The organism is Nocardiopsis salina YIM 90010, from assembly GCF_000341025.1.
In the GTDB taxonomy this organism is placed as follows: domain Bacteria; phylum Actinomycetota; class Actinomycetes; order Streptosporangiales; family Streptosporangiaceae; genus Nocardiopsis; species Nocardiopsis salina.
On record NZ_ANBF01000171.1, the window covers coordinates 15186 to 29134 of the forward strand.

The window sequence follows — 13949 nt, forward strand, 5'->3', positions numbered from 1 at the left end:
GACCCGTCCCCACCCGAACCAGCGCCCCGCCGGAGCCCCGGCGGGGCGCCCGTACATGACGCCAAGAGGAGATCATCCGTGCCGCGCACGAACACCTGGCTGACCGCCGCCACCCACGACCGCCTCGTCCGCGAGCTCGCGGTTCTGACCGGGGCGCCCGTCCCGCCCGAGACCGAGGCCGAGTTCGACGTGCCGACCGATCAGGAACACCGCGACACCCGTATCGCCCGCATCCAGGAGCTCCTGCGCGACGCGGTGGTCGGGGAGGCCCCGCCGGACGACGGGATCGCCGAGCCCGGCATGGTGCTGACGGTGCGCTACGGGTCGGAGGACGAGGCCGAGACGTTCCTCCTCGGGGTCCGCGACCGTTCCGACGCCGAGGGGATCACCGTCTACTCGCCGGAGTCCCCGCTCGGCCGGGCGCTCATCGGCGCGCGCGAGGGTGAGGAACGCGAGTACACCACCCCGCGCGGGAAGACGTTCGCCGTCACCCTGGTTCGTGCGGTGCCCTACGAGCCCTCCTGACCGCACGGAGGGGACCGGGAGCGCTGTGTGGCACTCGGTCTCCGGCCCCGTTCCCCTGTCATGGAGGGAACGGGGCCGGCCGCCGGGGTTCCGGCCCTCACCGCACCGGCAGCTCGTCCTTGCCCTCCGGGGAGTCGTGCCCGTCGCCCTCGCCCTCGCCACTGGCCGCGACGTGGCGCAGCGCGAACGCGGTCACCGCGGCCAGCACCGGTACGGCCACGGCACCCACCACGCCGACCGTGTTCAACCCGGCGACGAAGGCCTCCTGCGCCTGAGTCCACAGCTCCTCGGGGATCTGCCCGGACACCGAGGCCGCGCCCGTCAGGCTGCCCTCGACCGCGTCGGCCACGCCCGGCTCCAGTCCCGGCCCCGCAGCGCCCGCGATCGAACTCTGGTACACCGCCGCCGACAGGCTTCCCACCAGCGCGATCCCGAAGGCCACACCCAGTTCCTGGACGGTCTCCGACATCGCCGACGCCGACCCTGCACGGGCGGACGGCGCCGAACCCACGACCAGGTCGGTGCCGAGCGCGGCGATCGCGCCCAGCCCGAGGTAGACCAGCGAGAACCCGCCGACCACCAGCGCGAGGTCGCCGGGGCCCTCCACCAGCGCCAACAGCCCGTACCCCACCGCCGAGAGCGCGAGCACACCGGCCACGACGTACCCGGGCCGCACCCGCCGAGCCAGGACGGGGCCCGCCACGGCCGAGGCCATCATCATCAGCGCCGGAGGCCCGTACCAGAGCCCGGACACCGTCGGCGAGAGCCCTTCGACGAGCTGCAGGTACTGGGTGACCAGGAACATCGTTCCGCCCACCCCGACCAGGACCGCGAACATGACGGCCAGCGCGGCCGAGAACGCCCGGTTCCGGAACAGGTCCAGGTCCAGCAGCGGCGAGGACAGCCTGCGCTGCCGGCGCGCGAACACGACCGCGAACACCGCGCCGGCGGCGAGCGACACCGCGACCATCAGGTCCGGGCCCTCCTTCGCGGCCTCCTTGACCCCGTGCACGACGGGCAGGACCGCGGCCAGGGACAGGGCCACGCTCACGAGGTCGAGCCGTCCCGCGTCCGGGTCCCGTGACTCGGGGAGCAGGATCGGGGCGGCCACCAGCATCACGGCGATCAACGGCACGGCCAGGAGGAACGCTGCGCCCCACCAGAACAGCTCCAGGAGCACCCCGCCCACCAGGGGCCCGGCCGCCATGCCGCCGGCGAAGAAGGTCGCCCACCACCCGATCGCCAGGGCCCGTTGCCGCGGATCGTGGAAGGTCGTGCTGATGAGCGCCAAGGTCGAGGGCATGAGGGTGGCCCCCGCGATACCCAACGCGGCACGGGCAAGGATCAGCATCTCCGGGCTCGTGGAGTAGGCCGCCAGCACCGACGCTCCCACGAACGCGACCCCGCCGACCATCAGCAGGCGCCGCCGCCCCACGCGGTCTCCGAGGGTGCCCATCGTGATGAGGAAACCGGCGATGAGGAACCCGTAGGAGTCGACGATCCACAGTTGTTGCGCGGGGGTGGGATCGAGCTCCGCGGCGAGGGACGGCAGGGCCAGGTGCAGCACGGTCATGTCCAGGCCCAGGAGCACGGTGGGCAGGCCCAGGACCGCCAGGCCCGCCCATTCGCGCGGCCCGGCCCTCCGGGTGTCGGTGCGGTGCATGAGGTCTCCTCCGGTCTGTCGTTCTCGGACGGCCCCACGTTCGCGGGCGGCGCGCACGGTTCGCGCACGGAACGCTGGGGGTGCCGAAGAGCCGGTGCGTAGGCTGGCGGTATGCGTTACGGGGTTCTGGGGCCGTTGACCGTCCGGAGCGCCGAGGGGGAGCCGGTGGCCGTCCCCGAGGCGAAGGTCCGGGCATTGTTGGTGAACCTGCTGCTGCACCGGGGCGTGCCCGTGTCGGCCGACCGGCTGGTCCACGACCTGTGGGGCGAAAGCCCGCCCGGCCGGCCCCTGAACACGCTGCAGACCAAGCTCTCCCAGCTCCGGCGCGTCCTGGGCCCCGGCCGCGTCGTCCACGGCGCGGGCGGATACCGGCTCGAGGTGGACCCCGAGGACGTGGACAGCATCCGGTTCGAGGACCTCGTCGAACGGGCCGATGCCGCGTCCGGACCCGCGTCCCGCACGGCCCTGGCTTCCTGCGCGCTCGACCTCTGGCGCGGCGAGCCGTTCCCGGAGCTGTCAGACGTGCCCTCCACCGGCGCCGAGGCCGCACGCCTGGACGAACTACGGCTGTCGGCGAGGGAGATCCGCGCCGAGGCCTACCTCGACCTGGGCGAGTCCTGCTGCGCGGCCGCCGACACCGCGGACCTGCTCGCCGAGCACCCGCTGCGCGAACACGCCCGCTCCCTGCACATGCTGGCGCTGTACCGGGAAGGGCGGCAGGGCGAGGCGCTGGCCTCCTACGAGCAGGCGCGGGCACGGCTCGACGAGGAGCTCGGGGTCGACCCCGGGCCCCGGTTGGCCGAGCTGCCACCGCGGTCCTCCGGCAGGACCCGGCCCTGGACGGCGGTCACGGCGCCCGGCCGGTACCGGCCGAGTCCGGGCCGCACCGTGGCGCGGGGGCCGGAACGCGTCCCCGCCTCCCGTCGCCCGCGACCCCGATGGTGGGCCGTGGCCGGGAGCTCGACCGGCTCCTGCAGATGTGGGACGGGTCCGGGAACGCCCGCCTGGCCACGGTCACCGGGCCCGGGGGCGTGGGCAAGACCCGGCTGGCGCTCGCCGCGGCCCGTGTCCTGGCCGACGAGGACACGTCCGGGCCCTTCGACGGGGTGCACCTGGTGGAACTCGCCGACGCCGAGCGCGACGCCACGACCGCCGATCTCGCCTCGCTCGTGCTCGCCCGCCTCCCGGACGGGGACGTGCACGCGGGGAGCGGTCCGCTCGCCCGCCTCGGCGCGGTGCTGGACGGGCGCGACGCCCTGTTCGTCCTCGACAACGGCGAGCACGTCGCCGGGGCGGTGTCGGAACTGCTGACCACGCTCGCCTCCGAGGGTGTTCCGGTCAGTGCGGTCGTGACCAGCCAGGAGGTGCTCGACGTGCCCGGGGAGCGCGTGATCGCACTGGAACCGTTGCACACACCGGCCACGGCGGCGGCCGGCGTGATGACCGCCGAGGCCGTCCTGGGGTCCGATGCGGGACGGCTCTTCGTGGAACGTGCCCGCGACGCCGACCCCGGGTTCGCCCTCACCGACGACAACGCCGCCGTCGTCGCGGAGATCTGCCGCAGGCTCGACGGCCTTCCCCTCGCGCTCGAGCTCGTCGCCGCGCGGATCCGTGCGCTGGGACTCGAGCGGATCCTCGCCGGGTTGGACGGAGAGTTCGCGCTCCCGGCGGGGGAGGCGCGCGGTCGGCCGCGGCGGCAGAGGAGCCTGCGGGCGATGGCCGAGTGGAGCTGGGGGCTGTTGACGGAGGCCGAACAGGTGGTCCTGCGCCGGTTGTCCACATGCCCCGGCGGGCTCTCGCTCGAGACGGCCCGGGGTGTCGGGGGCGGTGCGGACGTTCCCCCGGCCGAGGTCGATGAGGTGCTGGCGCGCCTGGTCGACCGGTCCCTGCTGCTGCGCGACGGGGGTGGTTACCGCGTTCCTGGGGTCGTGGCGGCCTACGGTCGGGAGCGCGCCCGCGCTACCGTTCCGGGGTAGGGGGAGCGGTGCTCGACCGGATGGTGAGAGCGGGCTCGAGCACGTCCACCCGGTCGTGCGTACGGCCCTCGTCCAGCCGCTCGACCGCGCAGCGTACCGCGATCTCGGCCATCCGTCCGGTGTCCTGGTGCACCGTCGTCAGATCGAGGTAGGGCAGCGAGGCGGTTCGGCTGTCGTCGTACCCGGCCACGGACACGTCGTCGGGTGTGCGCACGCCCGCGCGCACGAGAGTCTCCACGACCCCGCACGCGCACAGGTCGTTCGCGGCCACCACCGCGGTCGGCAGGCGGTCGCGCTCCAGCAGGGTCCGGGCGGCGGTGACCCCGGACTCCACGGTGTAGTCCCCGGACAGGACCTCGGCCCGCTCGGTGATCCCGTTCGTCCGCATGGCCGCCAGGTAACCCTCGCGCCGGTGGGCTGCGCCGGGGAGTTCACCGCCGTCCACGTGCACGATGTCGGAGTGGCCCAGATCCACGAGGTGGTCGACGGCGGCTCGCACCCCCGCGGCGTCGTCGGTGCGTACGCTGTCGGTCCCCGTCGCGCCGGTGTACTGGGCGATCTCCACGACGGGGACCTGCTCGGCGACCTTGGCCAGGTGGGCGGGGGCCTGTTCGGCGAGCCCGATGAGGATCAACGCCTCGCACCGGAGCCCGATCAGGTCGTCGATGGCGCGACGTTCGCTGCGGGTCGGCAGCAGGGCACCGAGGACCAGTTCGTATCCGGCCTCTGCGGCTGCGGGGTAGAGGGCCTCGACGATGTGGGTCTCGAGCTGGTGCTCCATGGTGAAGAGCACCCCGAGCTGGCGGCTCCGTGCACGCCGCAGGAGCTGGGCAGCGGTGTCGGCGCGGTAACCGAGGTCCTCGGCCCCGCGCAGGACTCGTTCGCGGGTGCGTGGATTGGGTCCGGGCTTGTCGGCCAGGACGAGGGAGACCAGCTGGCGGGAGACGCCCACGTGTGCGGCGACGTCGGCCATCGTGGTCCGGCGGGAGCGGGACGCGGGAGAGGCCGGAGACTCACGGGGATCGTCGGCACCGCTGCTCGGCATCCTGTGTCCCCTGGTCCCTCGTCCGTCCGGTCCGGTCAACGACCACGGTAACGGCAGCGGGTGCGGGCGGGGATCCGGGGCGGTGCGTTCGAGTTCACAGTCCTCTGGCTTGGAGCCGCCGAACGGTGTCTGCCAACCTGGGATTAGCACGTGCCAATCCCGTGTTGGCCCTCACCGGACCCAGCGGTCCCCGAAGCTGCGCCGCCCCCGGTGCGACGAGGCACCGGCGCCTCGACGCCGCTGCACCGCATCCGCACATCCCGTCCTGTCCCGCACCAGGAGACGCTCATGCCCTTCGCCCTGCTCGCGTTGGCTCTCGGGGCCTTCGCCATCGGCACGGCCGAGTTCGTCATCATGGGTCTGCTGCCCGAGGCGGCCGCCGACCTCGACGTCACCCTGTCCTCCGCCGGACACCTGATCGCCGCCTACGCCCTCGGTGTGGTCATCGGCGCTCCGATCCTGACCGCCGCGGCCACCCGGCTGCGCCGACGCACCGCGCTCCTGGTGTTCATGGGGCTGTTCGCGCTCGGCAACGTCGCGACCGTCGTGGCGCCCACCTACGAGACCGTGCTGGCCAGCCGGTTCCTGGCCGGGCTCCCGCACGGCGCCTTCCTCGGCGTGGGTGCCCTGGTCGCCGCGCACATGGCCGGCCCAATGCGCCGCGCGACCGCCGTGGCCCGGATGCTGCTCGGGCTCACCGTCGCCAACATCGTCGGTGTGCCCGCCGGAACCCTGCTGGGCCAGCTCATGGGCTGGCGGACCGCGTTCCTCGTGGTCGCCGTGATCGCCCTGGTCAGCCTCGTGTGCGTGATGGTGTTCGTGCCCGACGTGCCCTCCCCGAAGGGTGTGCGCCTGCGCGGCGAGATCGCGGCGATGGGCCGTCCCCAGGTGGTGTACGCCCTGATCACCGCGGTGTTCGGGTTCGCCGGCGTCTTCGCGGTCTACAGCTACATCTCGCCGATGATGACCGAGGTCGCCGGGATGTCGCCGGCCGGGGTCCCGCTCGTCCTGGCCCTGTTCGGGACGGGTATGACGCTCGGATCGCTCGCCGTGGGCCCGCTCGCCGACCGGTGGCTGCGTCCCACGATCTACGGGTCCCTGGCGTCGCTGGCCGTGGTGCTCGTGCTGTTCTCCGTGGCCGTGCAGCACCCGGTGAGCGCGATGATCGCCGTCGTGGTCCTGGGCGCCGTCGGGTTCGGCGTGACCGCGCCGCTGCAGGTGCTGATCATGAACAAGGCGGCCGGCGCGCCGACGATCGCGTCCTCGGCCAACCACTCGGCGTTCAACATGGCCAACGCGGGTGGGGCATGGATCGGCGGGCTCGGTATCAGCGCCGGTCTCGGCTACACCTCGCCGGCGCTGCTCGGCGCGGGTGCCGCGGTCCTGGGCCTGGCCGTGGCCCTGACGGCAGGGGCGCTCGACCGGCGCAACCCCGGGCTCTACAAGGACGACGGGACCCGGGCCGACGGGGGTGACGCGGAAGCGGGTGCGGTTGAGGACCCTGCCGTGGACGCGTCCGACCGCCGCTGACCCACCCCGCACCCGCGCCCGCGGGACCGCCGATGATCCCGCGGGCACAGCCATGTGCACGGGCCCTCTGCGGGTGCCGCAGAGGCCGGGCACGGGCTCAGGACACGGTCAACCGGGCCCGAGCGGTGCGGCGGCCGAAACGGTCGCGGGCGGACAACACGAGGGCGTCGCCGTGCCCGTCACTGCCGCCGTGCCCGTCCTCTTCCTCCGGAACCGCGCCGACGACCAGGCCCTCGTCGTCGAAGAGCGGCGACACCAACCGGTACCGCAGCTCGGCGCCGGACGCGGCGTCGTGGCCCAGGGCCCGCGCGCGCTCGCCCATCGCCACCGCCTGCAACGGGCCGTGCGTGACCAGGCCGGGGTAGCCCTCCACCGCCGTGGCGTACTCGCGGTCGTAGTGGATGCGGTGGCCGTTGTAGGTCAGGGCGGAGAACCGGAACAGCAGCACCGGATCGACCGTGATCTCCCACTCGTGGGCCTCGGGCGCCACCACCGTGCGGGCCTGCGGCGGAACCCGTTCACCGGGCGCAGAGCCGACCGCGGCCATCCCCGGGCCCCCGACGACGGCGTCCCGGTAGACGATGTCCTGCTCCTCCCGCACCGCCACCCGGCCGTCCTGCTCCAGCTCGTGGCCGACCGTCACGAAGGTCAGTGCCCCCGAACGCCCCTCCTTGTCCACCCGTTCCAGCACCCGGGTCCGCCGCGTCACCGGAGCCCCGAACCGCAACGGCGCGTGTGTCCTCACCCGGCCTCCGGCCCACATGCGGCGCCGCCCCGGCCCCGGTGGCTCGGGAACCGTCCCCCGCACCGGGTGGCCGTCCGCACCCAGGTCGGCCTGTGCGGGACGCTCCAGTGTGTACAGCCAGTGCCAGAGCAACGGAAGGGAACCGCGTTCGGCGTCCGGTTCCTCGACACCCAACAGGCCGGCGAGTGCCGCGGCGGGTGCGTGCGCCAACACCTCGGTGCGTTCGACGGACCTCGACTCGGACGTGCTCATGATCGGACCTCCTGCGACTCGTGCCGGCCGCTTGCGCCGCCCGTGCTGCCATCCGCGGGTCCTCGTCGGCCGCGCCGGACCCGCTCACGCCCCACCCACACGGTTGCGCTTGACGAGCTGCCGGGCGATGACCCCGCGCTGGATCTCGTTGGTTCCCTCGCCGACGATCATCAGCGGCGCGTCCCGGAAGTACCGTTCCACGTCGAACTCGGTCGAGTACCCGTGCCCGCCGTGGATGCGCACCGCGTCCAGGGCGATCTTCATGGCGGCCTCGGACGTGAACAGCTTGGCCATGCCCGCCTCCATGTCCGCGCGTTCCCCGGAGTCGTACCTGCGGGCCGCGTGCTGCACCAGCTGGCGTCCCGCCGTCTGCTGCGTGACCATCTCCGCGAGCAGGTTGCCGACCGACTGGTGCTCCCAGATCTGCTTGCCGAAGCTCTCCCGCTCCTGCGAGTAGCGCACCGCGTCGTCGAGCGCGGCCTGACCCACGCCCAGCGCCCGCGAGGCCACCTGGATCCGGCCGATCTCCAGCCCGCGCATCATCTGCGCGAACCCCTTGCCCTCGACCCCGCCGAGCAGCGCAGAGCGCGGCACCCGCATCCCGTCGAAGGAGATCTCGCAGCTCTCCACACCCTTGTAACCGAGTTTGGGCAGGTCGCGCCCGACCTCGAACCCGGGTCCCTTCTCCACGAGCAGGATGCTGATGCCGCGGTGCGCGGGCTCGGCCTCCGGGTCGGTGCGGCACAGCAGCGCGACGAGCGAGGCGTGCCGGGCGTTGGAGATCCACGTCTTGGACCCGTCGACGACGTAGTCCCCGCCCGGGCCCTCCGCGCGTGCGGTCGTGCGCATCGCCTGCAGGTCGGAGCCGCCGCCGGGTTCGGTCAGCGCCATGGTCGCCCGGACCTCGCCGGTCGCCATCCTCGGCAGGTACCGGTCCTTCTGCTCATCGGTTCCGAACGCCAGCAGCAGCTGTGCGACGACGCTGTGCCCGCCCATCGCGCCCGCCAGGCTCATCCAGCCGCGCGCGAGCTCTTCGGTCACTGCGGCGAAGCAGGGGGTGGACACCGACGCGTCGTTCCACGGTTCCGGGATCACCAGGCCGTAGATGCCCATGTCCTTCATCTGTCCGATCAGGGACCCCGGGTAGGTGTTGCCGTGCTCGAGGTCCCGGACGACCGGCTTGACCTCCCGGTCCACCCATTCGGAGACGAGGGAGACGATGGAGGTCTCCTCCTCGGTGAGTTCGTACACGGGCTCGGCTCTCTTCTCGGCGGGACGGCAGCGTAACGGCCGGTCCGGGCGGGCGGGGCCTCGGTCCATCATGTGCACTGATCTTCGGCCCTGGGAAATGCCTGTTCGTGATACCCAGGTGCGCACAGGTCATGGCACCAGCTCAGGAGGACGGCGTTGGAGCTGCGACAGCTCACCGCGGTCGTGGCGGTCAGCGAGACGGGCAGCGTCACTTCGGCCGCGCGCCGCCTGCATGTGGTGCAACCGGCGGTGACACGGCAGATCCGCACTCTCGAGGAGGAGCTCGGAGCATCCCTGTTCCACCGCACGAACCAGGGCATGGTCCCCACTGAGGCCGGTGAGGTCCTGCTCGAGCACGCCCGCCGCGCCCTGCACGAACTCGACCTGGTGCGCACCGAGATCCGCCCCGGTTCCAGTGAGGTGTCCGGGGTGGTGCGGCTGGGGCTCCTGGAGAGCACCGTCGATCTGCTCGCCCCGCACCTGGTGCGCGGGTTGGCCGAGCTGCACCCCGGCGTGGAACTGCGTCTGATGAGCGGGTACAGCGGCCACCTGCAGCGCTGGCTGGACGACGGGGACGTGGACCTGTCCCTGCTCTACGACCTGGCTGCGGCCCCCTCGCTGTCGGTCACCCCTGTGGCGGAGGAGAACCTGTGGCTGGTCGCGCCGCCCGGAGCCGGACTGTCCCCGGAACGCCCCCTGCCATGGGCACGGGTCTGGGAACACCCGCTCGTGCTGCCGGTGGCCGGGCACGGCCTCCGCGTGCTCATCGACCGTGCGAGGCCGGACGACGGGACCGAGCCGACCGTGGTCACTGAGGTCAACGCGATGCGCATCCAGAAGGCGCTCGTCGCGGCCGGGCAGGGGTGGACGGTGTTGCCCGCGGCCGGGGTCGCGCCGGACATCGCGGCCGGAACGCTGTCCGGTGCCCCGTTGACTGGGCCTGAGGTCTCGAGGTCGGTGGTGCTCGGGCTCCCGGTCGGGCGGCGCGTGCCCCCGGCGGTTCGGGCGGTGGCCGCGTACGTGGTCGATGCGGCGCGGGAGCTCGTGGCGTCGGGGGAGTGGCCCGGGGCCAGGGCCGGGGTGCGGGGCCCGACCTGAGTCGGCGCGGCCGGGACGGTCGGTTCGCGTGCGTGGTCACCGTTGCTTGCCTCTCCCGTCGGACCGGAGGCCCGCGCGCATTCCCGTGTCCGGGGTCCGGTTCCGGCCGCGCGTATGCATGGTGTGCGCGTACCCCCACCGGTACAACGGTGTGTGAGCGGCGGAGCACAAGGAGCCCCGCCCGCTTCAGGCGCACCGTCGGCCATGACCGCGAGAGCAACCGCGGGCCGAACACCGAACCGGTCACCACAGGACCGGCCGCCGCGCCATCCGCACCACTCCGACACGGAAGAGGACGTTCGTGAGCTCCGAGCCCCATGACCCGCACGCCCTGCTGGCCGCGAGTGACCTCGGGGTCCTCGCGACCCTCAAGTCCGACGGCCGTCCGCAGCTGTCCCCGGTCCAACCCCACTACGACCGAGGGGCCGGCGTTGTCCGGGTCTCCTCGCGCGCGGGGCTGGCCAAGACCGCGAACCTGCGCCGTGACGCCCGTGCGGCGCTCGAGGTCACCAGCCCGGACGGTCGGGCGTGGGCGACCGCCGAGGGGACCGTGACGATCACCGGTCCGGGCGACGACCCGCGCGGCCCCGAGGTCGAGGCGCTCGTGGACCACTACCGCGCCGCCGCCGGGGAGCACCCCGACTGGGAAGAGTACCGGCAGGTCATGGTCGAGGACCGAAGGGTGCTCATCACGCTCGCCGTCGAGCACGTCTACGGCGAGCACATCGGCTGAACTTCCGGGCCGGGGCCGGGGCACCCCCGGAACCCCGTCCCGGAATTCACCCCCGTCACTCGGGAACCAGGACAACGTGCCCCGCATCGGAGAGACAGTGCGGGCAGCGCAGCCCGTGCCCAACCGTGGTCCGAGCCCCGTGCCGGTCGGTGAGTGGTGCCATGATGAGCGGATCGTCCCTCAGCCACCGCGTCACCTGAACCTGCGCGGGGACGGCCGGACGGCACATCTCCCTTCCCCTGTTCCTGTAGTCCCGAAGAGAGCTGTCATGAGCAACCCGCCACCCCAAGGCCCGTACGGCGACCCCCAGGGATACGGGCCCGGCCAACCGCCCGGTTACGGCCCGCCCGGCTACGGCCCTCCCGGACAGGGCGGCCCGCCGCCCGGCCCTCCTGGCCCGCCGCAGGATCCCCCCGGGCCCCCGTACGGCCCGGGCGGTTCACCCTACGGGTCCGGGTACGGAGCACCCCAGTACGGACAGCAGCCCTACGGCCGACCGCAGCCGCCGAAGAAGAAGGGCGGCGGCGCGGCGGTGCTCGTCATCGTGCTCGTGGCCGTCTTCATGGTGCTCGCGCTCATCGCGGCCGGCGTCTTCATCCTCGTGGGCTCCGACTCCGGGGAGGAGAACACCCAGGGGTCGGCAACGACCGAGCCCCAGATCCTCGACATGGGCAACGACCCGGAGGCGGTCGCGGTGACCGGGAACGGCACCCTCGTCGCCCAGTCCGCCCCCGACGGCGAGGTTCCCCTGTGGGACCTGGAGAGCAATTCCTCCGAGGGCACGGTCTCCATGCCCACCTACACCGGGGTGCTCTCCCTGGACTTCAGCGACGACCGGTCCTACCTGGCCGGCGGAGGCAACGACGGCACCGTGGCCGTGTGGAACGCCGACGGCGAAGAGGTGGCGGCCTTCGACGGCCATGACGACTGGGTGCGCGGTGTGGACTTCGCCCCGGACAACAACCTGATCGCGGCCGGCGACGACCGCGGAGAGGTCAAGCTGTGGGACGTGGCCGCCGAGGCCGGTGTCGCCAACCTGACCGGCCACACCGACTGGGTGCGCGACGTGGCCTTCAACGAGGACGGAACGCTGCTCGCCAGTGCCGCCGACGACCAGACGGTCCGGTTGTGGGACATGGACGCGGAAGAGCCCCTCGACACGCTCGACGGACACAGCGGCTGGGTCATGGGCGTGGAGTTCACAGCCGACAACACCGTGACGAGCGTCGACAACACGGGCGAGATCATCGTGTGGGACGTCGACCTGGGCGAGCAGCTCAACTCCTTCGACCAGCATGAGGGGGAGATCACCGGGATCGACGTCGCCGAGGACGGCAACACCACCGTGACGGCCTCCGAGGACGGCAGCGTGATCGTCTGGGACATCGGGGCCGGTGAGGCGGTCCAGACCCTGGAGGAGACCGGTTCCGGGTTCGTGGACGTCGCGATCACCGATGACGGTTCCCGGGTCGTGGCCACCGAGGAACTCGGGGACGTCTACGTCTGGGACGTGTGACGGTCCCGGCGCGCCCGGTGCTCCCGGCGCGGAATCGGCCCTGGACCCGCCGTTCCCGCGCCCCCTCGTGCTGAGCGGTGCCGGCACGCCCTTCGCCTGCTGAGCGAGGCCACGAGCGCCGGCGCAGGCTCCCGCCGACACCCGACGAGGGCTCGCCCCCTGGATCGCGCCGGACCCGGCCGCAGCGCGTTCTCGTGACGCCCTGATCGGGCGGGTGGCGCGTAAAGTCGGTGTTCCGGACTCTTCTGCGGACACGGGGCCTCGGGGGCAGCCGTGAGCGGCCGGGAACCGAACACACGAGAAGAGAGGGTCGGCCCTTGGCCGAAGCAGGGGGACCACAGGGGACCAACGGCAGTCACATCACGATCGGCATCATCGCGGATCCCGTGGCGATGCCCGCGTTGATCGGGGAGCAGCTCGCCCAGGACCTCCCGGAGCTGCTGGCGGAGCAGGTCGACGAGGGCCCGACATGGTACACGGAGGTGTACCGGGAACGACTCCCTCCCAGCGACAGCCGCCACACCGCCATGATGGAGCTCGCCGGGTCCAAGATGGACGAGCATGGCTGGGACATCGCGGTCTGCGTCACCGACCTGCCGATGCGTATCGGCAGGGGGGGGGGNACAGCGGGCGCCGAGTGATCGTGGTCTCGCTGCCGGGCTTCGGGATGATGTCGCTCCGGCGCCGGGTACGGGCGGTCGTCGCCCAGCTCGTCGCCGACATCCACCGGCCCGGCACCCCGGAGGAAGGTACCGCCCAGCACCGCAGGCGCCGTCTGCCCTCGCTCGGGTACCGCTTCCGCCGGCACACACCGGACCAGGACGCGGTCGACGCCCGGGTCTCGGCCCGCCGCGGGGGCATGAGGCTGCTGCTCGGAATGGTCCGTGCCAACCGGCCCTGGCGCCTGGTCTGGAGTCTGACCGGGCCGCTCGTGGGTGCCTTCGCCTTCAGCGCCTTCTACATGCTCAACACGACGATCTGGGAACTGGCGACCACGCTCTCCGGGTGGCGCCTCGCCGTCGCTGCGGCGGGGGCCATGGCGGTGATGAGCGGCTGGCTCGTCGTCTACCACAACCTGTGGGAACCGGTGAGGGAGCGCCCGCGCTCCGAACGGCAACAGGCGGTCCTGTTCAACGCCTCGACGGTCCTGACCCTGAGCCTCGGGGTGGCGTTCATGTACGCGGCCCTGTGCCTGGTCAACATCGCGGCGGCGGTGGTCCTGCTCGAACCCGAGGTCCTGGACCCCTACATCGCGGGTTCGCCGGGGCCGGGCACCTATCTCCTGATCCCCCTGCTGGTGACGGCAGCGGCGACCGTGGCGGGTGCGATCGGTTCCGGTTTCGAGAGCGAGGACTCGGTGCGCAACGCCGCGTTCAGCCTGCGGGAGCGGGAGAGGCGCGAGGCTTTCCGGGAGAAGCACGAGGAGCGCCGGCGCGCCGAGAAGGGGCAGGACGTCGAGTACTCCTGAGGGGCCGGGCGCGGGCACCGGGGCCCGCGCCCGATCGTGTCGACCTTCGAGCCGGATCGGAGGCCCGCCGGCCACGACGCTGCGTCACCACGGGGAACGCTGACTGCCCGCGTAGCGTTCGCCGAAGGGGGGACCGGCGGGCCCCGG

Annotated in this window: 10 protein-coding genes and 2 pseudogenes; 8 read left to right on the plus strand and 4 right to left on the minus strand. The window is 72.8% G+C overall.

The window, feature by feature from the left end; genetic code table 11:
- Positions 1-78 precede the first annotated feature (78 nt).
- On the plus strand, positions 79-525 hold the full coding sequence (locus D474_RS0119340; RefSeq protein WP_017615158.1) for a GreA/GreB family elongation factor: 447 nt from the start codon (positions 79-81) through the stop codon (positions 523-525).
- Between the two features lie 97 nt (positions 526-622).
- Here the strand turns inward: D474_RS0119340 and D474_RS0119345 are convergent, their stop codons facing one another.
- Positions 623-2188 (minus strand): MFS transporter, encoded by a 1566-nt coding sequence (locus D474_RS0119345; RefSeq protein ID WP_017615159.1) that lies wholly within the window; start codon positions 2186-2188, stop codon positions 623-625.
- 111 nt (positions 2189-2299) lie between these two features.
- Here D474_RS0119345 and D474_RS34315 point away from each other — a divergent pair.
- Positions 2300-2983: pseudogene (locus D474_RS34315) on the plus strand (AfsR/SARP family transcriptional regulator); the annotation flags it as partial.
- 143 nt (positions 2984-3126) lie between these two features.
- Complete coding sequence (locus D474_RS31890) at positions 3127-4164, plus strand: ATP-binding protein (protein WP_017615160.1); 1038 nt, start codon at positions 3127-3129, stop codon at positions 4162-4164.
- Here D474_RS31890 and D474_RS0119355 read toward each other — a convergent pair.
- Positions 4148-5209 (minus strand): LacI family DNA-binding transcriptional regulator, encoded by a 1062-nt coding sequence (locus tag D474_RS0119355; protein ID WP_017615161.1) that lies wholly within the window; start codon positions 5207-5209, stop codon positions 4148-4150. The two genes, D474_RS31890 and D474_RS0119355, sit on opposite strands and share 17 nt — an antisense overlap.
- A 288-nt stretch (positions 5210-5497) precedes the next feature.
- Here D474_RS0119355 and D474_RS0119360 point away from each other — a divergent pair, with 288 nt between their 5' ends.
- Positions 5498-6739 (plus strand): MFS transporter, encoded by a 1242-nt coding sequence (locus D474_RS0119360; RefSeq protein ID WP_017615162.1) that lies wholly within the window; start codon positions 5498-5500, stop codon positions 6737-6739.
- A gap of 97 nt (positions 6740-6836) precedes the next feature.
- Here D474_RS0119360 and D474_RS0119365 read toward each other — a convergent pair whose 3' ends face one another.
- Together D474_RS0119365 and D474_RS0119370 are read right to left on the minus strand one after the other, a co-directional pair.
- Complete coding sequence (locus D474_RS0119365; protein WP_017615163.1) at positions 6837-7736, minus strand: FAS1-like dehydratase domain-containing protein; 900 nt, start codon at positions 7734-7736, stop codon at positions 6837-6839.
- Positions 7737-7820: 84 nt separating this feature from the next.
- Entirely contained in the window at positions 7821-8987 is a 1167-nt protein-coding gene (locus D474_RS0119370) for an acyl-CoA dehydrogenase family protein (protein ID WP_017615164.1), read from the minus strand.
- A 156-nt stretch (positions 8988-9143) separates the two neighbouring features.
- Between D474_RS0119370 and D474_RS0119375 the strand changes: the two genes are divergently transcribed.
- From D474_RS0119375 to D474_RS29360, 4 genes and pseudogenes are all read left to right on the plus strand, one after another.
- On the plus strand, positions 9144-10085 hold the full coding sequence (locus D474_RS0119375) for a LysR family transcriptional regulator (RefSeq protein ID WP_017615165.1): 942 nt from the start codon (positions 9144-9146) through the stop codon (positions 10083-10085).
- Positions 10086-10386: 301 nt separating this feature from the next.
- Positions 10387-10818, plus strand: coding sequence for a PPOX class F420-dependent oxidoreductase (locus tag D474_RS0119380; RefSeq protein WP_017615166.1), 432 nt, complete (start codon positions 10387-10389; stop codon positions 10816-10818).
- A 268-nt stretch (positions 10819-11086) separates the two neighbouring features.
- On the plus strand, positions 11087-12334 hold the full coding sequence (locus D474_RS0119390; RefSeq protein WP_239647121.1) for a WD40 repeat domain-containing protein: 1248 nt from the start codon (positions 11087-11089) through the stop codon (positions 12332-12334).
- A 392-nt stretch (positions 12335-12726) separates the two neighbouring features.
- Positions 12727-13802, plus strand: a pseudogene (locus D474_RS29360) (hypothetical protein).
- The last annotated feature ends 147 nt before the right edge of the window (positions 13803-13949 follow it).